General features: G+C 63.6%; 16 protein-coding genes and 1 pseudogene. 7 read left to right on the forward strand and 10 right to left on the reverse strand.

The genetic code is table 11. The features are described 5' to 3' along the window. The first annotated feature begins 3 nt into the window (after window positions 1-3). Window positions 4-3,105, forward strand: a complete 3,102-nt coding sequence (locus tag EV663_RS04510; protein ID WP_132950595.1) for an efflux RND transporter permease subunit — start codon at window positions 4-6, stop codon at window positions 3,103-3,105. Here EV663_RS04510 and EV663_RS04515 read toward each other — a convergent pair. The 6 genes from EV663_RS04515 to ftsY form a co-directional block, all read right to left on the reverse strand. Further along, the gene (locus tag EV663_RS04515) at window positions 3,102-4,100 is read right to left on the reverse strand and encodes a GGDEF domain-containing protein (protein WP_165910126.1); all 999 of its coding nucleotides are present in this window, start codon (window positions 4,098-4,100) and stop codon (window positions 3,102-3,104) included. The two genes, EV663_RS04510 and EV663_RS04515, sit on opposite strands and share 4 nt — an antisense overlap. Further along, a complete protein-coding gene (locus EV663_RS04520; RefSeq protein ID WP_132950597.1) occupies window positions 4,100-4,684 on the reverse strand; it encodes a heme NO-binding domain-containing protein in 585 nt (194 codons plus the stop codon). Before EV663_RS04520 ends, EV663_RS04515 begins: the two co-directional genes overlap by 1 nt. 71 nt (window positions 4,685-4,755) lie before the next feature. Beyond that, complete coding sequence (locus tag EV663_RS04525; protein ID WP_165910127.1) at window positions 4,756-6,531, reverse strand: DUF4153 domain-containing protein; 1,776 nt, start codon at window positions 6,529-6,531, stop codon at window positions 4,756-4,758. Window positions 6,532-6,564: 33 nt separating this feature from the next. Then, window positions 6,565-7,173: an inner membrane-spanning protein YciB gene (locus EV663_RS04530; protein ID WP_132950599.1), complete on the reverse strand. Its 609-nt coding sequence runs from the start codon at window positions 7,171-7,173 to the stop codon at window positions 6,565-6,567. 1 nt (window position 7,174) lies between these two features. After that, window positions 7,175-8,083, reverse strand: a complete 909-nt coding sequence (locus tag EV663_RS04535) for an EamA family transporter (RefSeq protein WP_132950600.1) — start codon at window positions 8,081-8,083, stop codon at window positions 7,175-7,177. A gap of 14 nt (window positions 8,084-8,097) precedes the next feature. Next, on the reverse strand, window positions 8,098-9,876 hold the full coding sequence (gene ftsY / locus EV663_RS04540; RefSeq protein WP_132950601.1) for a signal recognition particle-docking protein FtsY: 1,779 nt from the start codon (window positions 9,874-9,876) through the stop codon (window positions 8,098-8,100). Between the two features lie 226 nt (window positions 9,877-10,102). On the opposite strand from ftsY, the gene EV663_RS04545 reads away from it, so the two are divergent. After that, entirely contained in the window at window positions 10,103-10,501 is a 399-nt protein-coding gene (locus EV663_RS04545) for a hypothetical protein (protein WP_132950602.1), read from the forward strand. 7 nt (window positions 10,502-10,508) lie between these two features. Here EV663_RS04545 and EV663_RS04550 read toward each other — a convergent pair whose 3' ends face one another. Next, on the reverse strand, window positions 10,509-11,954 hold the full coding sequence (locus EV663_RS04550) for an MORN repeat-containing protein (protein WP_132950603.1): 1,446 nt from the start codon (window positions 11,952-11,954) through the stop codon (window positions 10,509-10,511). A gap of 151 nt (window positions 11,955-12,105) precedes the next feature. On the opposite strand from EV663_RS04550, the gene EV663_RS04555 reads away from it, so the two are divergent. The 5 genes and pseudogenes from EV663_RS04555 to EV663_RS04575 form a co-directional block, all read left to right on the forward strand. After that, entirely contained in the window at window positions 12,106-13,764 is a 1,659-nt protein-coding gene (locus EV663_RS04555) for an NAD+ synthase (protein WP_132950604.1), read from the forward strand. Between the two features lie 347 nt (window positions 13,765-14,111). Continuing rightward, window positions 14,112-15,212, forward strand: coding sequence for an ABC transporter ATP-binding protein (locus tag EV663_RS04560; RefSeq protein WP_132950605.1), 1,101 nt, complete (start codon window positions 14,112-14,114; stop codon window positions 15,210-15,212). A gap of 83 nt (window positions 15,213-15,295) precedes the next feature. Next, a complete protein-coding gene (locus tag EV663_RS04565; RefSeq protein WP_425057114.1) occupies window positions 15,296-16,420 on the forward strand; it encodes an extracellular solute-binding protein in 1,125 nt (374 codons plus the stop codon). 236 nt (window positions 16,421-16,656) lie between these two features. Continuing rightward, window positions 16,657-18,306: an ABC transporter permease gene (locus tag EV663_RS04570; RefSeq protein ID WP_132950607.1), complete on the forward strand. Its 1,650-nt coding sequence runs from the start codon at window positions 16,657-16,659 to the stop codon at window positions 18,304-18,306. Between the two features lie 10 nt (window positions 18,307-18,316). Further along, window positions 18,317-19,171, forward strand: a pseudogene (locus EV663_RS04575) (ABC transporter permease); the annotation flags it as partial. A 42-nt stretch (window positions 19,172-19,213) separates the two neighbouring features. Here EV663_RS04575 and EV663_RS04580 read toward each other — a convergent pair. The 3 genes from EV663_RS04580 to EV663_RS04590 are packed head-to-tail and all read right to left on the reverse strand — an operon-like array spanning window position 19,214 to window position 21,749. Then, window positions 19,214-20,143, reverse strand: coding sequence for an AEC family transporter (locus tag EV663_RS04580; protein WP_132950608.1), 930 nt, complete (start codon window positions 20,141-20,143; stop codon window positions 19,214-19,216). Further along, window positions 20,143-20,943 carry an MBL fold metallo-hydrolase gene (locus tag EV663_RS04585; protein ID WP_132950609.1) on the reverse strand — a complete coding sequence of 267 codons (801 nt, stop codon included), beginning with the start codon at window positions 20,941-20,943 and terminating at the stop codon, window positions 20,143-20,145. Before EV663_RS04585 ends, EV663_RS04580 begins: the two co-directional genes overlap by 1 nt. Then, a complete protein-coding gene (locus EV663_RS04590; RefSeq protein WP_132950694.1) occupies window positions 20,940-21,749 on the reverse strand; it encodes a TatD family hydrolase in 810 nt (269 codons plus the stop codon). Before EV663_RS04590 ends, EV663_RS04585 begins: the two co-directional genes overlap by 4 nt. Between the last annotated feature and the right edge of the window lie 10 nt (window positions 21,750-21,759).

Consider the following 21,759-nt stretch of genomic DNA (forward strand, 5'->3'; position numbering starts at 1 on the left):
GCCATGGCCCGTTTCTTCATAGACCGTCCGGTTTTCGCTTGGGTGATCTCTATCCTGATCATGGGCGTGGGATTGTTGTCCATCTTTACCCTGCCGGTGGCCCAATATCCCGAGATCGCGCCGCCCTCTGTCAGCGTGACCGCCAGCTATCCCGGTGCCTCGGCCGAGACAGTGGCCAATACCGTGACCCAGGTCATCGAACAGCAGATGACTGGCCTGGACGGGATGCGTTATATCTCGTCCTCGTCCACCTCGTCGGGGCGGGCACAGATCACGCTGACTTTCGAGACCGGGACCGATCCCGATATCGCGCAGGTCCAGGTGCAGAACAAGCTGGCGCAGGCAACGCCACTTTTGCCCGAAACGGTACAGCGGCAGGGCGTGAGCGTGCGCAAGTCCTCTGCCGGGTTCCTGATGGTGATCGCGCTGATCTCGCGCGACGGCGCGCTGGAACAGGTGGACCTGTCCGACTACATGGTCTCGAACCTGGTGGACGAGTTCAGCCGGATCGAGGGCGTCGGCGAGGTCCAGGTTTTCGGCGCGCAATATGCGATGCGCATCTGGCTTGATCCTGCGAAACTGGCCGCGTTCGAGTTGACGCCCTCGGATGTCGTGGCCGCGGTATCGGCCGAGAACGCGCAGATTTCCGCGGGCTCCTTCGGGGCGCTGCCTGCCCCCGATGGGCAGATGCTGAATGCTACGATCACGGCGCAATCGCTGCTTTCCACGCCGGAGGATTTCGAACAGATCGTGCTGCGGGCCGAAACCGATGGCGGGCTTGTCCTCTTGAAGGATGTCGCCCGCGTCGAGATCGGGGCCGAGAACTATTCCACCATAGCGCGGTTCAACCGCGACCCTGCCGCGGGCATGGCGATCCGTCTGGCGCCGGGGGCCAATGCGCTGGATACGGCCACCCTGGTCAAGGAACGGTTGGAGGAAGTTTCCGCCTTCTTCCCCGAAAACGTCGATTACGTCATTCCCTACGACACCACCCCCTTCGTGGAAATCTCGATCAAGGAGGTGGTCAAGACCCTGTTCGAGGCGATCCTTCTGGTGTTCCTGGTGATGCTGCTGTTCCTGCAGAACCTGCGGGCAACCCTGATCCCGACCCTGGCGGTGCCGATCGTGCTGCTGGGCACCTTCGGGGTGATGGCGGCCCTGGGCTTTTCCATCAACACGCTGACCATGCTGGCCATGGTGCTGGCCATCGGCCTGCTGGTGGATGACGCCATCGTGGTGGTGGAAAACGTCGAACGCATCATGGAGGAAGAGGGCCTTTCCCCGCGCGAGGCAACGCGCAAGTCGATGGGCCAGATCACCGGGGCGCTGATCGGCATCGCGCTGGTGTTGTCGGCGGTGTTCGTGCCGATGGCGTTTTTCCCCGGTTCGACCGGCGTGATATATCAGCAGTTCTCGGTCACTATCGTTTCGGCCATGGCGCTATCGGTTCTGGTGGCGCTGACGCTGACGCCCGCGCTGTGCGCTACGCTGTTGCGCGCACGCGATGCGGTACATGTGCGACGTGGTCCGTTTGGTTGGTTCAACATCGCCTTTGACAAGCTGACGGGGGGCTATGGCGCCTCGGTCGGGTGGATCGTGAAACGGCCGCTGCGGATCGGCATGATCTATGTGCTGATGGCTGTGGCGATGGGCTGGTTGTTCGTCAAGACGCCGACCGGGTTCCTGCCGGACGAAGACCAGGGCATCCTGTTCACCCTGATCCAGGCCCCCACCGGCGCCACCGCGGAACGCACGCTTGGGGTAGTTCAGCAGGTCGAGAACCATTTCCTCGAGAACGAACCCAACGTGAAATCAATGCTGGGCGTGGTAGGATTCAGTTTCGCCGGGCAGGGACAGAATATGGGCATCGCCTTTGTCCAGCTCAAGGACTGGGACGAGCGCGCCGAGCCGGGCCAAGACGTGCAGGCGGTTGCGGGCAGGGCCTTTGGCGCGTTCAGCCAGATCGAGGATGCGATGGTTTTCCCCATCGTGCCGCCCTCTGTGATATCGCTTGGCAACGTGTCGGGTTTCGATTTCTATCTTCAGGCAAGGGCCGGGCAGAACCACGAGGACCTGCTTGCCGCGCGCAACCAGTTACTGGGTATGGCCGCGCAAAGCCCGCTGATCGCGTCGATCCGGCCCAACGGTCTTGAGGATGCCGCGCAGTTCAATCTTGACCTCGATTGGCGGGCGGCGGGTGCCATGGGGCTCTCGGCCACCGATATAGGTCAGCTCTTGTCCATCGCCTGGGCAGGTCGTTACGTGAACGATTTCGTGGACCGCGGCCGGATCAAGCGCGTCTATGTCCAGGGCGAGGCAGAGGCCCGCGCCACCCCCGAGGATATCGAGCTGTGGCGGGTGCGCAATGCCAGTGGCGGGATGGTGCCGTTTTCCAACTTTGCCAGCGCAAGCTGGCAATTCGGTCCGCAGGGCTTGACCCGCTATAACGGTGTGCCGGCAATGCAGTTGCAGGGCAGCCCTGCGGCGGGTGTATCCACCGGCGAGGCCATGGCCGAGATCGAGCGGCTTGCCGGGCAGTTGCCGCCGGGTTTCGACGTCAGTTGGACCGGCCTGTCACTGGAAGAACGCGATTCGGGCAACCAGGCGCCCTTGCTTTACGCGCTGTCTCTGGCGGCGGTGTTCCTGTGTCTGGCCGCTCTTTACGAAAGCTGGGCAATCCCCTTCGCGGTGATGCTCGCGATGCCGATCGGCGTGCTCGGGGCCTTGCTGGGCGCGTGGCTGGGGCAGTTCGAGAACGGCGTTTTCTTCCAGGTGGCGATCCTGACAGTGATCGGCCTGACCGGCAAGAACGCGATCCTGATCGTCGAATTCGCCCGTGATCGGCAAGAGGCCGGCGACAGCCTTTATGATGCGGTCCGCACCGCTGCTCGGCAACGGTTCCGCCCGATCATCATGACCTCGATGGCGTTTTCCCTCGGTGTTCTGCCGCTGGTGCTGAGCTCGGGTGCGGGGGCGGGGGGGCGTACCGCGATCGGCTCTGGCGTGCTGGGCGGGACGCTGGCCGCGACCATCCTGGGTGTTCTGTTCGTACCGCTGTTCTACGTGGCGATCCGGCGGATTGGCCGGGGAGGGCTGGCGCGCTAGCGTGCCAGGCTGACCCGCGCCCGCCCGCCGCGCTTCGACGAATAGAGCGCAAGATCGGCCTCATGCAGAAGCCGGACAGGATCTGGCTGGGTGTATGCGTTTGACAGTGCGATACCCACGCTGGCCGAGATACGGCAAGTGGTCGCGCCCACGCGGATCGGTTCTTCCAGCCGTTCTATCAGACGCTGACCGATGCGGCGCAGCATCCGCGGATCAAGCAAGTCGTCAAAGACCATCACGAACTCGTCCCCGCCGACGCGCGCCACCATGTCCCGTGCCCGGCATTGCCCGCGCAGAACCGCGGCGGCCTCGCATAGAACCGCGTCGCCGGCAGCATGGCCATGGGTGTCGTTGACCGCCTTGAAGTGGTCCAGGTCTATATGCATCAGCGCGAAGGGTCGGCCAGAATCGACCTGTCGGGCCAGCATTGCATCCAGCCCGCGTCGGTTTGCCAGACCTGTCAGCGTATCGGTGGCCGCGCGCGCCTCGGCGCTGGCGCGGGCGCCGTTCAAGCGGTTGGCAAGGCGCGTCAATTCACCGGTCACCGCCGCCTTGGCCTCAAGCAGGTAAAGCTGTTCTGCGGCAAGGTCGGTCGCGGCGAAATCCCCCAGCGTCAGGTCAAAGCGGTTCACCGCCTCGACCAGCGAAACCCCGGCCGAGAGGTTGACGAAGGCTCCGCCGCCGCCGGGCAGGGCCACCGCCATGCCCTTGAGCGACAGATCGGGGGCGGCGTCGAGGCACAGCTTGAGAGGTACGCCATGCAGGCGTAACAACTGGTCAAGCGTCTTGACCCGGCTGGGGTGGCGCACGTTGATAACCTGGTCAAGCCTCTTTCCGGCGGGGTCGCCCCCGGCCATGTGCATCAGCGTCGGGCCCGCCCGCACGATCATGCCCCCCGCGCCGACCCAAAGGTGCATCGGCATCAGACGGTCCAGCGCGGACCCAGACAGGCCTATCACGCGGTCGCGCAGCCTCATGGTTTCGGGCTCGGTCATCATGCCGACCCGCGAAGCGAAAATCGCCGCCCCTCTGCGAAACGCATATCCAGAAGTCGAACCCTGAGCGTGGGCGCCTGGCCGGTCCCGGGGCTGGATTCCAGCATCACCAGTGCGCCGTAATCGTCGGCCATGGCCCGCAGGATACCCAGCATCATGCAACAAAATCCTGGCCATCCGTCGTTGCATCGCAACAGAAACCTGTTGCGCCCGTCCTCGACCAGTTCAAGTCGGGGCAGGGCAAGATCCGGCACGGCCAGCCGGATACGATCGGGCAGGTCGTCCAGAGAATAGAGAAATTCCAGAAAGGTCGCGCCGCCAAAACGCAACAGTCGGCGCAAGGCCTCCATCCCCGGGTCAGAGACGAGATAGGTTCCCAGGTCCTCGAGAATCATCGTGGGCGGCGTGGTCAGATGCGCAGCAGCGGCCGCGATCACCCGATCGGTAACGTCCTCTGGATAGGGCAGCATGGCCTCGAATCCGCCGCCCTCGACCTGTGCGGCGGCGGCAATGGTGGCCCAGCTATCGGACCCGTAAGTGTCGCGCAGGAAATTTTGTAGCGCGCGGTTGATCAGCCCGTGCATGGGCCCTCCAAGGTGTTTGGCCACTGGTTGACCATCACCCTAGGCGCAAGATCCCTAACAGATCGCAAATCTCAGCGGCCAAAGAAAAGCCGCCGCCCCTCCACCTCCAGTGCGTTCAACTGCATCGGTCGGATCGCGAAAGCCCCCGAGCGCAACGCGTCTATTGCATTGTCGGCATCGCGGTGAAAATCGCCGCCCTCGATGTAATCGGGGCTGCGCATGGTATAGCCCTGCCCCCCGGCGTCGAGAAAATAGGCCCTGACCAGCGCGCCGCCGGTCGCGCCGTGGGCCATGATCAAGACCTCGTCGCCCGGCCGTGCGCCGGACAGGTCAGCCAGCATCGCCACGCAGCCGGGATAGCCCGCGGCGGTTTTGTAATCGCAGGCCCGGCTGATCTGTTGCAATTCCCAAAGCCGCAGGCTGTCGAGCAATCCCGCCGGCAGCACGGCGCCCTCTGGCAGCACCGGCAGCCGCCGGGCGAGATCCGACTTCAACATGGCAGCATCGTCGGGGGCGCCCTGGAATTCAAAGGTATGGCGGCTGTCGGCGCTCTCCAGCGCGTTCAGTCGTCTTGTCATGGCCTCTGCCTCGGGGTGCGAGCGCATCGTCGCCAAACGCGCGATGGCCGCCTGTCCGGGCTTGCCCCATTCATGCGCCAGCGACCATAGATCCATCGCCTCGGGGCCGACCTGGCCGCTGGCAAAGCGCGCGACCTGGCTGTTCGCGGCCATGGCCTGGGGATTCAAAACCGGCGTGAAAAAGGCCGCCGCGATTGCCATTGCAAAGACGGCCATACCGATATTGGCCCGGCGGATGCGTTCCGCCCAGCCTTGCCCGGCCAGAACCGCCCCAGCATAGGCAAGCCCGTAGCCCAGCACGACCACCCCGACCGCCATGGCGATCACCCTGTCCGGCGACAGCCCGTATTGTCCTACCCGTTCCCGGACGGCAATGCCGGCCAGTATGGCAAGCGCCGGCAAAAGCACCGCCATCGCCCGACAGGCCCAGCACATCGTTCCGCCTTGCACGCGGCGCGACTCATCCGAGTCCAGCACGACTGAGACCAGGCCTGCCGCGCCGATGGCGATCGACATCAGGATCGCCGCGGCGGAGAAATCGCCAAAGAGGTTCGACAGCCCCTGGAACGGCAGCGCGGCCAGGAACACGCCCACCACCACCAGAACCACCGGCAACACCAACCGAAGAAGCCGCAGCACGAGGTAGGGCGAAACGTAATCCGACAACTCGCCCACCACGGCCAGGGCAACTCCCAGCGTCAGACCGCTCAGCAGAAAGGGCGCCTCTTGCCGTTCGATCAATCGTTCGATGACGTCCAGCCCGACCAATTCCAGAAGGGCGTTTGACAGGAAGAGCACCCCCCAGACCAGACCCACGAACAGCCACGCGGCGGCAAAGCGGACCACGATCATCCATGACTGGTTAAAGAGGATGTCGTAATCGCTCCAGCGCCGCGATGGTCCAAGCCGCGAGATCACGAAGGGCAGCGGGACGAACCATAACAGGGCAAACGCAACCTGTGGATGCCCGCTTTCAAGATATTCCCCGACCTCGCCAAAGCGCAGGCTTGCCCATGTCATCAGCCCTGATAGCGGCAATGCCAGCACGAAAGAGGCGACTAGCGCGCGCGCCGATGACAGCGGGCCTGTCAGCGCCAGCGCGGCCGTGAAAAAGGCGGCCGCCAGGCTGGCAAGAAAGAGATAAAACCGGGGCGCATCGGCCATCCGGTCAGGCAGAACCTCGATCACGAGCCACGCCGCGATTCCCGCCGAAAGCCCCATGAGACCTAGCGCGATCCGCCCTTTCAGCGCGGTTTCCCGGTCTGTCATCCTCTCGTTCATGCCCGTCCCCCGACGGCCGGTTCAGTCGTCGGTCTCTTGTTCCGCGCCGTATGTTCGAAACAGGGCGCCTTGCGCCATGAAGAATCCAAAAATCGCGATGGTCAGGCCGAAGGTCTTGAAATTGACCCACATGTCGGTAGACATGGTCCGCCAGATCACCTCGTTCAGAACGGCAAGCCCGGCAAAGAAGATCGCCAGCCGCCGGGTCAGGATCATCCAGCCCTCGCGCGCCAGCGGTACCATTTCTTCCATGACGTATTGCAGGTAGGACCGCCCCCGCAAAAGCCCTGCGCCAAGGATGCCAGCAAAAAGAACGTAGATCACCGTGGGCTTCATCTTGAAGAAGCGTTCGTCGTTCAGCCAGACGGTCAGCCCGCCGAACACCACCACCAGCACCGCCGTTGCGATCTGCATCTTCGAGACATGCCGCGTTAGCGCCCATAGAATACCGGTCGTCAGCAGGATCAGGGGAATGAAGCCCGCCGTGGCGAGAACGAATCCATCGTATTGCGTGCCCGCGATGGTGAAACTCTGCTCGCGCAGCCGGATATAGGCGATGAAAAAGGCCAAGATAGGCCCCAGTTCGAGCGCCGATTTGAGCGCAGGATTGATCTTGCGACGCTCTGCCATCCTACCGGCCTCCCATTTCAACGATTACAGCACCGGCCGCGATCAAGGCCATCAGCGCAAGCCGCCTAGGCCCAACTTTTTCACGCAGCACCAGCCAGCCGATCAGCGCGGCAAAGACGGTCGATGTCTCGCGCAACACGGCGGCCTCGCCGACCTTGTCCAGACGGGTGGCCATCATCACCGCGCCAAAACTGAAATAGGCCACGATCCCACCGGCAAGCCCCCTCAGCATCAATGGTCCGGGAGCCGGACGATGCGCCATGTTCGCCCAGCGGGCAAGCGCGATCCAGGGCATGACCGTCAGCCCGTCGATGAAGAAGAACCAGGCAAGGAAGGTAAAAGGGTTTGCCGTGGCGCGAATGCCATAGGCGTCGTAGGTGGTATAAAGCGCGACGAACCCGCCTGTCAGAACCGCCAGTGCCAGGGCCGGTTTCAGCGTGTCGCGGTCAAGCTGCCAGTGGACCAGGTTGTACGCAGCCAGCCCGAAGATCCCGGCCAACAACACGCCGACCCCCAGCAACTGGACCGGGGTGAAGGTTTCGCCGAACAGCAGGTAGGCGCCGATCACCGTGAACAAGGGCCCGGTGCCGCGCACAACCGGGTAGACGACCGTATAGGCCCCCTTGGTATAGGTATAGCCTTGCGCGATCTTGTATCCGAGATGGATCACGAAAACGACGCCAAAGATCGGCCACATATGCGGTTCGGGCCAGGGAACCACGAAAAGGGCGATCGGCGCGGCCATCGCGCCATAGGAAAAGTCGATCGCGCCGCGGCTCAACCACGGGTCGTGCCGTCCCTTTTGCAGCGCCCCGAAAACGGCGTGCAGAAAGGCGGCCGCCAGGGCCAGCATCATTGCCAACCGGTGGCCTGCCTCGGTGCCTTCGATTCCGGTCAGCCATTCAACCATCTGCGCAGATCCGTTTATGCATCGATGCCTGCCAGCGCCCTTGCGAAATCTTCGGGGTCGAAGGGGGCAAGATCCTCGATCCTTTCACCCACGCCGATGGCATGGATCGGCAGGCCGAAGCGGTCGGCCAGTGCAACCAGAACGCCGCCCTTGGCAGTACCGTCAAGCTTGGTCATCACCAAGCCGGACACGTCGGACATCTTCTGGAACGTCTCGACCTGAGACAGCGCGTTCTGTCCGGTTGTCGCGTCCAGAACCAAAAGCGTGTTATGCGGCGCGCTCTCGTCGCGCTTGCGGATCACGCGCACGATCTTTTCCAGCTCTGCCATGAGGTCGGCGCGGTTCTGCAACCGCCCTGCCGTGTCGATCATCAACAGGTCGGTGCCCTCGGCCTCGGCCCGGGCCATCGCATCAAAGGCAAGGCTGGCCGGATCGGACCCCTCGGGCGCGGTCATCACCGGCACGCCGGCGCGATCTCCCCAGACCTGCAATTGTTCCACGGCAGCGGCGCGAAAGGTATCGCCAGCAGCGATAATCACCGATTTCCCGGCATCGCGGAACTGGCTGGCCAGTTTGCCGATCGTGGTGGTCTTGCCCGAACCGTTCACCCCCACCACCAGCACCACCTGGGGTTTGCGAGGATAAAGCGGCATCGGACGCGCGACAGGTTCCATGATCTGCGCGATCTCGTGGGCCAGGATATCCTTGATCTCGTCGACCGACAGCCGCTTGCCGAACCTGCCCTCGGCCATGTTGGCGGTCACGCGCATGGCGGTATCGACGCCCATATCGGCAGTGATCAAAAGCTCTTCGAGGCTTTCGAGCATGTCGTCATCCAATTCGCGGCGTATGACGGTGCGCTTGCCCCCGCCCAGCACGCGCGACAACAACCCCCCGCGTTGATCTGCGCCGGTTTCCTGCATCCCGGCACTTGCCTTGATCGCATCAAGAGGGCCTTCGGCACGCTCAATCGACAGGGGCGCCGGACTGGCCGGTTCCACGGATGCTGATTGTTCGGGTAAAGAGGCCGGCCCGGCATCGGCAGAAGTCGGCGCGGACAGGTCATCAGGTGCGAACGCGGCCGGCGCACGCGGTTCTGCCCTGGTGTCCGGCTTGGGGTCGGTGCGGCCCAGCATTCGGCCTAAAAGTCCCTTGCGCGGCATATCGGGGCCGCGTTCGTTCTTGTCTAGACCGGTCAGGGTCTCGATCGGGACGGATGGCGTAGGCAGTTCCGCCGGGCCAGAAGGCGGGATTTCTGTCGGTGGCTCTTCCGGGGTCCATGCGGGGGCGGGTGGCTGTTCTGTGGGCGCAGGGCCGGGCAGGGGCTCGGGGGTCGGGGCCGGGCCTGGCTCTGGCGCAGGCTGGGGCTCTGGCTCGGGTTCTGGCGTTGGCTCGGGTTCGGGCAAGGGCTCGGGGTGGGGCACCGGTTCCGGTTCCGCGGGTGGAACGGGCGTGGGTTCCGGTGCTGGGCAAGGGTCACTCGGCGCGGGCAGATCTGGCAAGGGCTCTTGCGTGACTACCGGTGCGGGATCGATCCCGGCGGGTCTGTCGTCATCGGCCAGCGGGGCCGGGGGCGCCGGCATCCTGTCGGGCACTGCATCGGCCGCGCCCAGCACCAGGGTTTCGGCGCCGGGGCTCGGCGCGAGGTCCGGGGTTGGTTCACTTGCGGGTTCTGGCGCGGCGCCATCGATATCTTCTTGGGTGCCGCCCTCGTTCACGATGGCCTCTAGCCCCTCCTCGATCTTCGACGAGGACTTGCGCAATTTGTTCCTGAGCTTGCTGAAAAACGCCATGTCGCCTCCTGCCGGGCCACGGCCCTGACCCTGTCCTGACCTATGCGCAATCGCGCCGATATGGAAGGGGCCGGTGCCGCGCCGTTAAACCCATATCTTGCTGGCAGCATGATGATGGGGCGCGGCGGTGCGCGCCATGCCGCCCCGCGCCGCAGCCGCGCAGGCGACTGGCCAAGACGCGCCCGGTCTGGCAGACTCGGGGCCGCGTTTCCGACCCGGAGTCTCCATGCGCCCGATCCTTTTCGTCCTCACATTGATGGCCGCGCTGCCCGCGTCCGCCGCCGAACCGATGAGCGCGGCCCAGTTCGATGCCTATGTCACCGGAAAGACGCTGCTCTACGCCACCGGTGGACAAGCCTATGGGGCCGAGCAATATCTCGACGGGCGGCGGGTGATCTGGACTTTCCTCGACGGCGAATGCGTCGAGGGCACATGGTACGAGGCGGCGGGGCTGATCTGTTTTCGCTATGACCACGACCCGCAAAACCCCCAGTGCTGGAGCTTTTACCAGGACGCCTCTGGCCTGACGGCGCGCTATGAGAACGACCCGGTTTCGACCGAGTTGATCGAGGTCGAACAAAGCCGCGAGCCGCTGGTCTGCACCGGCCCCGAGGTCGGGGTCTGAGCAGGGCCTACTGCGCCGGGGCGGCGGTATCCTCGACCGCGTCGGCGGCGCCGGTGGTCAGCACGCCGTTCTTCCAGGTTCCGCTTTCTTCATCGCCGGTGGCATAGCGCATCACGCCGTCGCCTTCGCGTGTGCCCATGGCAAAGCTGCCTTCGTAGACGTCGCCATTGGCATAGGTCGCGCGGCCATGGCCATCGAACTTGCCGGCCTTCCAGCCGCCAGCATAGGAAAACCCGTCTGGCATGGTGATGGTGCCCTGTCCCTCGCGCTGGCCCTTGACGAAACCGCCCGTGTAGACCGACCCGTCGGCATAGGTCGCGGTCCCCTCGCCATGGCGCATTCCCCCTTGCCAGTCGCCGGTGTAGGAATAACCGCTCTGGTAGGTCATCGTCCCCTGTCCGTCATAGGCGGCATCCCTGAAACTGCCCTCGTAGACCAGGCCATCGGGGAATGTGGCGCGCCCTTCGCCCTCGATCACGCCGGCGACCCATCCGCCCTCGTAGGTCGAGCCGTCGGGATAGACGACCTTGCCTGCGCCTTCGGGCAGGTCGTTGACGAAACTCCCGACATAGACGGTGCCGTCGGGATAGGTCAGGGTGCCGTCGCCCTCGATCTTGCCAGCGACCCACTCGCCCTCGTAGCGATAGCCGTCCGCGCCGATGAAGGTGCCGATGCCGTGGCGCTTGTCGGCATCGTAGCTGCCGTCGTAGACATCGCCGTTGGCATAGGTGACCCGGCCCTTGCCCTGGCGTTCGCCATCCACGAAATCGCCCTCGTAGATATCGCCATTGGGCTGGGTCAGGCGCCCTTGGCCGTTCATCTCGCCATCGGCCCAGTCGCCGACATAGATCAGCCCCTCGGGTGTGGTCAGCGTGCCGGTGCCCGCGCGCTGGCCGTTCTTCATGGTGCCCTCGTAGACGCGGCCGCCGGGATAGGTGATGGTGCCCTTGCCCTCTTTCACGCCGCTGACCCAGGTGCCGTCATAGACATAGCCGTTGGGGCTGGTCATGGTGCCGACGCCGTGATGGATGGCGTTGCGGAACTCGCCTTCATATCTCACCCCGTTGGCATAGACCGCGACCCCGGTGCCGGTGATCTTGCCGTCCTCCCACTCGCCCTCGTAGGTGCCGCCATCGGCAAAGGTGATCTTGCCAAGGCCATGTGGCTTGCCGTCAAGGAATTCGCCCTCGTAGACCGAGCCGTTGACCAGCCGGGCCATGCCCTCGCCCTCGATGCGCCCGTCGACCCACTGGCCGGTATACTCATACCCGTTGGGCAGCCGGTAGGTGCCGGTGCCGTGTTGCTTGCCATCCTTGAAGGTGCCCTCGTAGATGCCGCCATCATCGTATTGACGCGTTATCACCCCGTTCGCATCCTGGGCCTGCGCGCCCCCCCCGAGCACGAGCAGCGCAACCAGCGCCGCGCGTGATGCTGCCTTGCCTGCCTTGTGCAATTCTGCCCCCCTGGCTCTGCCCTAGCGGTCTGTCCGAAAGCGTGAAGACCCTAGTTGAGGCTCCGGGCGCTGACAACGCTTTTTGCCGCCAATCGGCTTTCACTTGCCTGTCAGTCTGCTAAGAGGCGCGGGAACACAAACGGGTGCGCGCATGGCACAGAGTTTTCGCCTGACACTGGCCCAGTTGAACCCCGTCGCCGGGGCGCTGGGCACGAACGCCGCCAAGGCCCGAGCCGCCTGGCAAGAGGCGCGGCGCGCGGGGGCCGATATGATCGCCTTTCCCGAGATGTTCCTCACAGGCTACCAGGTGCAGGATCTCGTGCGAAAGCCCGCCTTCCTGGCGGATGCGATGGCGCATGTGGAACAGCTTGCGCGCGACTGCGCGCAGGGGCCGGCGCTGGGGATCGGGGCGCCGTTTGCCGCGCATGGAAAGCTTTATAACGCCTATTACATCTGCCAGAACGGCGAGGTTACGGCCCGCATCTTCAAGCATCGTCTGCCCAATTCCGAGGTCTTTGACGAGATGCGTGTTTATGACGGCGGGCCGATCAGCGGTCCGTTTTCCGTGGGGCCGCTGCGCATTGGTGCCCCGATCTGCGAGGATGCTTGGGCCGAGGACGTGCCCGAGGCGCTGGCCGAGACCGGGGCCGAGATCCTGCTTGTGCCCAACGGGTCGCCCTATCACCGGGGCAAGCAGGATCTGCGTATCGCGCAAATGGTCTCGCGCGTGGTCGAGACGGGCCTGCCGCTGGTCTATCTCAACCTTGTTGGCGGACAGGATGACCAGGTGTTCGACGGGGCCTCTTTCGTGCTGAATCCGGGCGGGGTTCTGGCGGTGCAGATGCCGGGCTTTGACGAGGGGTTGGCGCATGTCGATTTTGCCCACACCTCCGAAGGCTGGCGCGCGCAAGACGGCCTGCGCGCCGTTCATCCCGACGAATGGGAGCAGGATTACCGCGTAATGGTGACTGCCCTTGGCGATTACCTGGCGAAAAGCGGCTTTTCGCGCGTTCTGCTGGGGCTGTCGGGTGGGATCGACAGCGCGCTGGTGGCCGCCATCGCCGCCGACGCGATCGGGCCGGAGAACGTGCGCTGCGTGATGCTGCCCTCGGAATACACCTCGCCTGCCTCGCTGGAGGATGCCGCCGCGGTGGCCCGCGCGCTGGGCTGCCGTCTGGACGAGGTGCCGATCGACGGGCCGCGCGCCGCCGTCACGCAGGCGCTGGCGCCGCTTTTCGCGGGAACGCAGCCCGATCTTACCGAGGAGAACGTCCAGTCCCGACTGCGCGGGCTGATCCTTATGGCGCTGTCCAACAAGTTCGGCGAGATGCTCTTGACGACCGGCAACAAGTCCGAGGTGGCCGTTGGCTACGCCACGATCTACGGCGACATGGCGGGCGGCTACAACCCGATCAAGGATCTCTACAAGACCCGCGTGTTCCAGACCTGCCGCTGGCGCAACGAAAACCACCGCGACTGGATGAAGGGTCCCGCGGGCGAGGTCATTCCCCCCCGCGTGATCGACAAGCCCCCAAGTGCTGAATTGCGTGCGGATCAGAAGGACGAGGACAGCCTGCCGCCCTATCCGGTGCTTGACGCGATCCTGACGGGGCTGATCGACGACGAGAAATCGGTGGCAGACCTGGTGGCGCAGGGCCTTGATCGCGAGACCGTGCAGCGGGTCGAGCATCTGGTCTATCTGAGCGAATACAAGCGTTTTCAATCCGCGCCCGGCGCGCGGCTGACCCGGCGCGCGTTCTGGCTGGACCGCCGCTATCCGATCGTGAACCGCTGGCGCGATCCCTCCTAGGGCAGGGCGTGGCACCCTGCGCGGGGCTGGCCGAGCGCAGATGAAACCTTGTCCCACCCGGAAAATACGCGCTGAAATTTTGTGCAAACGCGGTGCCGCGCGGCCCGTTGGGCGACTTGTTTCTGGTCAAGCGGGGATGACCTGCGTTTTCGTCCATCCTGCGAAGATGTAGGGGTTTATTGGGCTTTGCTATTGAAAAGTAATCAAAAAAATCGGCTTCAGGCTGTAGAAACTTCTACGTTGCAACTCTCGTTTCACATGCTACCGTCAAACGAAAGGGCCCAAAGGGTCGACAACAACGACACCGGGCGCGCCGACAGGCGCGGCGATGCAACAGGGGGTATCGCTTGAATTCTGCTGCGAACGATGCGTTCGTGGTCTTTGACCGCGTTCAGAAAAGTTACGATGGCGAAACGCTTGTCGTGAAGGATCTCAACCTGTCGATCGGCAAGGGCGAGTTCTTGACGATGCTCGGCCCCTCAGGCTCGGGCAAGACGACCTGCCTGATGATGCTGGCGGGGTTCGAGACAGCCACCCACGGTGACATCCTGCTTGACGGCGAGCCGATCAACAACATCCCACCGCACAAGCGTGGCATCGGGATGGTGTTCCAGAATTACGCGCTGTTCCCGCACATGACGGTGGCAGAGAACCTGGCTTTTCCCCTTGAGGTTCGCAATATCGGCAAATCGGCCCGCGAGGAAAAGGTCAGACGCGCGCTTGAAATGGTACAGATGGGGGCATTTGGCGGGCGCCGTCCGGCACAGCTTTCGGGTGGCCAGCAACAGCGTATTGCGCTGGCCCGCGCATTGGTCTTCGAACCGGAACTCGTGCTGATGGACGAACCGCTGGGCGCGCTGGACAAGCAGTTGCGCGAGCACATGCAGTTCGAGATCACGAGGCTTGCCCATAACCTGGGCATCACCACGGTCTACGTCACCCATGACCAGACCGAGGCGCTGACCATGTCCGACCGCGTCGCGGTGTTCGACGACGGGCGTATTCAGCAGCTTGCCGCGCCCGATATCCTTTACGAACAGCCCGAGAACAGCTTCGTCGCCCAGTTTATCGGTGAAAACAATACGTTGCTGGGCACCGTGAAAGAGATCAAGGATGATGTTGCCCTGGTCGAACTTGATGATGGCGAGCTGATCGACGCGAAGCCGGTGAACGTTTCCAAGCCCGGTGACCGCACGCTTGTCTCGATACGCCCGGAGCGGGTTGAGATCAGCAAGGACAGGCTGTCGCCCGATGCGCATCTGGTGCACGCCGAGGTTCTGGAGTTCATCTATATGGGCGACATCTACCGCACCCGACTACGCGTGGCGGGAAATGAGGATTTCGTCATAAAGACCCGTAATGCCCCGGATCAGCGGCGGCTTAAACCGGGCGAACATATCGAGATCGGCTGGATGCCGCAGGATTGTCGGGCGCTCGACGCGCCATGACATGCAACGGGCCTTGCCGCGCCCGGGGTGTGCGGGGCCTTCGTCCAAGAAACCCGGGACCAACCAACTGGGAGACTGACAGGATGATGAAACGACTGCTTTCCGCGACCGCGCTTGTCGCGCTGCCGGCCGGAACCCTGTTTGCGCAGGATCTGCCGCCTTGCGAGAACTGTGCCGACAGCCTGACCGTGGTATCCTGGGGGGGCGCCTACCAGAACAGCCAGATCAAGGCCTATGCCGAGCCCTATGCCGCAGTCACGGGTGTGACTTTTACCTGGGATGAAAGCTCGGGCGAGGCGGTGGCCAAGCTGCGGGCTCAGAACGAGGCGGGCAACCTGACCTGGGATTTGGTCGACGTGACTGCGGCCGACTCCATGCGGCTATGTGACGAGGGCCTCGCGATGGAGGTCGAGCATGACGAAATGCTGGCCGCTGCGCCTGACGGCACGCCCGCCAGCGACGATTTCGGCGAGATGATCGTCAGCGACTGTTTCATCCCTCAGATCGTCTATTCCTACACCTTCGGCTATCGCAACGACGTGGAGGCGTGGAACGGCAACACCCCCGACGATATTTGCGACGTGTTCGACCTGGAGGCATTCCCCGGCAAGCGCAGCCTGGAACGCCGTCCGCATAACAACATGGAATGGGCTCTGTTGTGTGACGGTGTAGCGATCGACGATGTCTACGACGCCCTCGAAACCCCCGAGGGCCAAGACCGCGCGCTGGCCAAGCTCGATACGATCAAGGATCAGACGATCTGGTGGACCGCGGGTGCGGACACGCCCCAGCTTTTGGCCGATGGCGAGGTCGCATTCGGCTCGACCTATAACGGCCGGCTGTTCAGCGTGATCGTCGAACAGAACCAGCCGGTCTCGATGATGTGGGACACCCAGTCCTTCGACATCGACGGCTGGATCGTGCCCGCCGGTCTCGCCGAGGACAAGCTGAACCGGGTGATGCATTTCCTGCATTTTGCCACCGATACCCAGCGTCTGGCCGATCAGGCGAAATACATTTCTTACGGTCCTGCACGCGACTCGTCGCAGCCGCTGGTTTCGACCCATGCCGAACTGGGTATCGAGATGGGGCCGCATATGCCGACCAACCCCGAGAACTCGAAAAACGCCTTTGTGCAGAACTTCGAATGGTGGGCCGATTATCGCGATGACCTGGACGCGAAGTTCCAGGCCTGGCTCGCGCAGTAAGCCCATCTTTCGTGCGCCGGACCCGGCGCGCGGCTTGAGGGCCGGGGCGGCGGCGGCACACCGCGCCGCCGCCCCGATGACCGATCACGGAGATGCAGGATGCCCAAGGGCCTGATCGCGGCGTGCATGACGGAAACGGTCTTGATGGCCTTTCGGTGCGATGCCCGGAGCCATGTCCCCGACCCGGATGGTCGGGATGCAGGCATCACCCTTAAAGGCAGGAAAACGGGGACGCGATGAGCGAGGCAACCGATACAGGCCCGATGCTGGCCGCCGACGGCCGGCCGCTGAAACAAAGCCTCAAGCGGGCGCTGCGGGCACAGAAACTGCGCGCGCTTATGCTGATCGCGCCGCTTTTGCTTTTTGTCCTGATCACCTTCATCGCGCCGATTGCGGACATGCTGTTCCGCTCGGTTGAGAACCAGATCGTTTCCCAAACGCTGCCGCGAACGGCGCAGGCGCTGGAAGATTGGGACAGCACGGGGGGCGACATGCCGCCCGACGATATTCTCGCGGCCTTTACCTACGACCTTGTGGCCGCCGCGGAACGCAAGGATCATACCCGTCTCGGCACCCGTCTGAATTACGAGATGACCGGCATTTCGTCGCTGTTTCGCAAGACCGGTCGCCGGGTCGACGATTTCGGAGAAATCTACCGCGACCAGTTTGTCGACCTCGACCCCGCCTGGGAGAAGGGCGAAACCTGGGTGACGCTGCTGGGCGATCCCGAATGGATCGACGAGTATGCGGCGTGGAAAGCCGCTGGCGGCGACAATGAGGCCGGGGCGCCGCTTTTCCGACTGAAAGACGGCATCGCCCAAGTGCTGCCGGAAACCTCGGATGCCTACGCCCAATTTGCCCGGATCGCGCAGGTCGAAAACAATGACGACCCCTCCGGGGAAGAGCCCTGGGCGCCTGTTTACCTGGCGCTATATCGCGACCTGGCGCAAGGTGGGGGGATCGATGTCGCCTCTCTCGGCCTGGCAGAGAGTGCCCTCGTGGAGACGACCGCCAAAGAGGTGACGCGTTTCGAAGCGGTGCCGCTGCGCAGCCTTTATACCGATGTCGAGGATGACTGGGCCGATCCCGAGGTCTGGAAAACGGTCAAGACGTTCTTGCCCGAATATACGCCGGGCTATTTCCTCAGCGCGGTCGACCTGCAAAAAACCCCCGACGGCATCAGCGCGAAACCCGAGAACCAGCAACTCTATATCCTGCTGTTCGAACGCACGCTTTTCATGAGTCTCGTGATCATGGGATCTTGTGTCCTGCTGGGCTATCCGATTGCCTACCTGCTGTCGAACTTGCCGATGCGCACCTCGAACGTGCTGCTGATCCTTGTTCTGTTGCCGTTCTGGACATCCTTGTTGGTGCGCACCTCGGCGTGGAAGGTGTTGCTGCAACAACAAGGGGTTATCAACGATGTTCTGGTCTGGGCGGGTATCGTGGCCGATGACGCGCGCCTGGTGATGATCAACAACCAGTTCGGCACCATCGTTGCGATGACGCATATCCTTTTGCCGTTCATGATCTTGCCGCTTTACTCGGTGATGAAGACAATCCCGCCCTCCTATGTGCGCGCGGCGAAATCGCTGGGGGCGTCAAACTGGACGGCCTTCTGGCGGGTCTATTTCCCGCAATCTGTGCCGGGTATCGGCGCGGGCTGCATCCTCGTCTTCATCCTCGCAATCGGCTATTACATCACGCCGGAACTGGTGGGGGGGACGACGGGCACCTTCATCTCGAACCGGATCGCCTACCACATCTCCAGCTCGCTCAACTGGGGTCTCGCGGCCGCGCTTGGCACGATCCTGCTGGCGGTGGTGCTGATCCTCTACTGGCTCTACGATCGGCTCGTGGGCATAGACAACGTGAGCCTGGGGTAAAAACATGTCACAGATGGACCTCCCTCCCTATGCCACGCTGGGCCAGAAGGTTTGGCATTATGCCTTCTTCGTGATCTGCGGGCTGATCTTCTTTTTCCTGATCGCGCCGATCCTTGTGATCATCCCGCTCAGCTTCAACGCAGAGAACTTCTTTACCTTCACGCCGGGAATGCTTGCTTTCGAGGCGGATGCCTACTCGCTGAAACATTACCGCGACTTCTTTACCAATCCGTCCTGGCAGCAGGCCCTGGCGAACTCGGTCAAGATCGCACCGGCGGCCACGCTGATCTCGGTGTCCCTGGGCACCCTGGCAGCAATCGGCCTCAGCCAGGATCACGTCCCGTTCCGCCGCGCGATCATGGCGATCCTGATTTCGCCGATGATCGTGCCGCTGATCATCTCGGCCGCGGGGATGTATTTCTTTTACTCGCGCATCGGGTTGCAGGGCACCTACCTGGGGGTCGTGCTGGCCCATGCCGCGCTGGGCATTCCCTTTGTCATCATCACGGTGACGGCGACATTGGTGGGATTTGACCGGTCGCTGACCCGCGCCTCGGCCAGTCTTGGGGCAAATCCGGTGACGACCTTTTTCAAGGTGCAGATGCCGCTGATCCTGCCGGGTGTGATCTCGGGAGGGCTTTTCGCCTTCATCACCTCGTTTGACGAGGTGGTGGTGGTGCTGTTCGTGGGCTCGGCCAACCAGCAGACGCTGCCCTGGCAGATGTTTACCGGCCTGCGCGAACAGATCAGCCCGACGATCCTGGCGGTGGCCACTATCCTGGTGGTGATTTCGATTGCGCTGTTGACCACGGTCGAGATCCTGCGCCGCCGCTCCGAGCGGCTGCGCGGGATGAGCCCCGGCTGAGCAAGGTTGCCGCGAAAGACCGATCCCGGTGTTTCGTGCCCGTCAGGGCAGCACGGCAAGCCAAAGCCAGGCGGTCAGGATCGATAGCGCCGTCCCGATCAACACCGAAGATGCCGCGACCCGGCGCGCTGCGCCATACATGTTGGCAAAGATATAGGCGTTCACGCCTGGGGCCATCGCGGCTGTCACGACGGCCGAACGGAACTGGCCGGTTTCGACCGCCAGCCCTTTGCCCATCAGCCAGACCACCGTGGGATGCACCACCAGGGAGAGCGTGACCGCAAAGGCGATCGTGCGCAGGTCGCCCTCGGGCCGGTAGCGGAACAGGACGCCCCCCAACCCGAACAGCGCCGCAGGCAGGGCGGCGCGTACCATCAGGTCAAGCGCCTCTGTCACGGGCCCCGGCAGGATCAGGCCCGACAGGTTCACGGCCAGCCCCAGCATGATGCCGATCACCAGTGCGTTACGAAACATCGCCCGCCCAATCGCGGCGGCGGTACGCCTGATACCGCCGCCGCGGTTGCGCGCGATTTCCATCGCCGTCAGCCCGACACCGTAGCAAAAGGGCGAGTGCATCGCGATGATGGCGTAATTGGCTTGCAGTGCATCCGCGCCATAGGCGCGCTCGGTGATCGGCAGGCCCAGCAGCAGCGAATTGGAAAACAGCCCGACAAAACCGATGGCGACGCTGTCTTCCCAGCTACGCTTGAACAGCAGGCGGGCCCCCAACAGGCCGATGCCAAACCCTGCCAGCGCCCCGGTATAAAAGCTCAGGAGCATCCGCCATTCAAAGCTTTGTCCCAGGTCGAGTGTCGAAACCGCCCTGAACAGCAGGCAGGGGATGGCGAAATTCTGGGTGAATTTCATCAACCCATCCACGCCCGCATCGGAAAACAACCCGCGCCAGACCGCGACATAGCCAAAGCCGAGGACCAGAAAGACCGGCAGGATGACCTCGATCAGCGCCTGCATCACAGTGGCAGGCTCAGAACCATCCCGTCATGGGCGGGGGTGACGTGATCGGGGGTTTCGGCCGCGACGGTGTCATAGTCGAGGTCGATATGCATGTTGGTCAGCACCGCGCGCCGGGGTGCCAGCCGCGCGATCCACTCCAGCGATTTTTCAAGGTGCAGGTGGGTGGGGTGCGGGCTATAGCGCAGCGCGTCGATCACCAGGATCTCAAGCCCCTCAAGAGCGGGCCAGCTTTCTTCGTATATCTCGGCGACATCGGGCATGTAGGCCAGGCCCGCGATGCGGAACCCCAAGGCGTCTATCGCGCCGTGGTTGACGCGAAACGGCATCGCGGTGATACGCCCGCCCGGCCCGTCGACCGAAACAGGCCCGTCGATCGTGTGCATTTCCAGGATCGGTGGATAGGGGGAGCCCTCTGGTTGTGTAAAGGCATAGCCAAAACGGGAATATAGCGCGTCCTGCGTGGCCCCGTCGGCCCAGACAGGCAAGCGGGTTCTGGTGTTGAACACGATCTGGCGCAGGTCGTCGATGCCATGCACATGATCCGCGTGGGAATGGGTGTAGATCACCGCGTCGACCTCTCCGACGCGGGCCGTCAGCAGTTGCGCGCGCAAATCCGGGGTCGTGTCGATCAATAGCCGCGTCGTGCCTTCCGGCCCTTCGCGTTCGACCAGCATCGAACAGCGCAGGCGGGTATTCTTGGGGTTGTCGGGGTCGCAATTGCCCCAGTGCCCGCCCAGTCGCGGCACACCGCCGGACGACCCGCACCCCAAGATGGTAAAGCGGATCGCGCTGGTCACGCGGCCTCCTGCCAGTGGGCGGCTTTCCAGAATAGCCGGTCGAAATTGGCCTGGGTCTGCGCAGCAAAGGCGGCATAGTCCATGCCATGAATCTCGGCGCCTGCACGGGCGGTATGGACGGCATAGGCAGGCTCGTTCCGCTTGCCGCGATGGGGGGGCGGAGCGAGGTAGGGCGCATCGGTTTCCACGAGAATCCGCTCTATGGGGGCCGCGGCGAAGATCGCGCGCAGCTCTTTCGATTTCGGAAAGGCCGCGATACCCGACATGGACAGGTAAAACCCCAGGTCGAGCGCGACCTTGGCCAGTTTCGCACCCGAACTGAAACAATGCATGACACAGCTATAGGCCCCGGCGCGATATTCCTCGGTCAGGATGCGCGCCATGTCCTCGTCGGCGGCGCGGGAATGGATGATCAGCGGTAGGCCGGTTTCGCGCGCTGCGGCGATGTGGATACGCAGGCTTTCGGCCTGCAACTGCGCCGTGTCTGCGGTGTAGTGATAGTCAAGCCCGGTTTCGCCGATGCCCACGAATTTGGGATGGCGGGCCAGGGCGATCAGCTCTGCGGCCGAGGTAAGGGGGGCCTCGGCGGCGCTCATCGGATGGGTGCCCGCCGCCCAGAAAACCGGCGCGTAAGTCTCGGCGATGTCGCGCACCTGTTGCGCTTGTCCCAAGCGGGTGCAGATCGTTACCATTCGCGTCACGCCCGCCCGCAGGGCACGATCGACGACCTGGTCCAGCCCGGTGGCAAAATCGGGAAAGTCGAGGTGGCAGTGGCTGTCGGTGATCTGGGGCGTGGTGTCGGTCATGGCGGCGTGC

The organism is Rhodovulum bhavnagarense, from assembly GCF_004343505.1.
GTDB lineage: Bacteria > Pseudomonadota > Alphaproteobacteria > Rhodobacterales > Rhodobacteraceae > Rhodovulum > Rhodovulum bhavnagarense.

Excerpts from the sequence above, each read along its gene's own strand:
- EV663_RS04580 (WP_132950608.1), bottom strand. The coding sequence starts at position 20,143 with ATGCAGGCGCTGATCGAGGTCATCCTGCCGGTCTTTCTGGTCCTCGGC.
- EV663_RS04545 (WP_132950602.1), top strand. The coding sequence starts at position 10,103 with ATGCGCCCGATCCTTTTCGTCCTCACATTGATGGCCGCGCTGCCCGCG.
- EV663_RS04590 (WP_132950694.1), bottom strand. The coding sequence starts at position 21,749 with ATGACCGACACCACGCCCCAGATCACCGACAGCCACTGCCACCTCGAC.
- EV663_RS04570 (WP_132950607.1), top strand. The coding sequence starts at position 16,657 with ATGAGCGAGGCAACCGATACAGGCCCGATGCTGGCCGCCGACGGCCGG.
- EV663_RS04515 (WP_165910126.1), bottom strand. The coding sequence starts at position 4,100 with ATGACCGAGCCCGAAACCATGAGGCTGCGCGACCGCGTGATAGGCCTG.
- EV663_RS04535 (WP_132950600.1), bottom strand. The coding sequence starts at position 8,083 with ATGGTTGAATGGCTGACCGGAATCGAAGGCACCGAGGCAGGCCACCGG.
- EV663_RS04530 (WP_132950599.1), bottom strand. The coding sequence starts at position 7,173 with ATGGCAGAGCGTCGCAAGATCAATCCTGCGCTCAAATCGGCGCTCGAA.
- EV663_RS04555 (WP_132950604.1), top strand. The coding sequence starts at position 12,106 with ATGGCACAGAGTTTTCGCCTGACACTGGCCCAGTTGAACCCCGTCGCC.
- EV663_RS04510 (WP_132950595.1), top strand. The coding sequence starts at position 4 with ATGGCCCGTTTCTTCATAGACCGTCCGGTTTTCGCTTGGGTGATCTCT.
- ftsY (WP_132950601.1), bottom strand. The coding sequence starts at position 9,876 with ATGGCGTTTTTCAGCAAGCTCAGGAACAAATTGCGCAAGTCCTCGTCG.
- EV663_RS04520 (WP_132950597.1), bottom strand. The coding sequence starts at position 4,684 with ATGCACGGGCTGATCAACCGCGCGCTACAAAATTTCCTGCGCGACACT.
- EV663_RS04565 (WP_425057114.1), top strand. The coding sequence starts at position 15,296 with ATGATGAAACGACTGCTTTCCGCGACCGCGCTTGTCGCGCTGCCGGCC.
- EV663_RS04525 (WP_165910127.1), bottom strand. The coding sequence starts at position 6,531 with ATGACAGACCGGGAAACCGCGCTGAAAGGGCGGATCGCGCTAGGTCTC.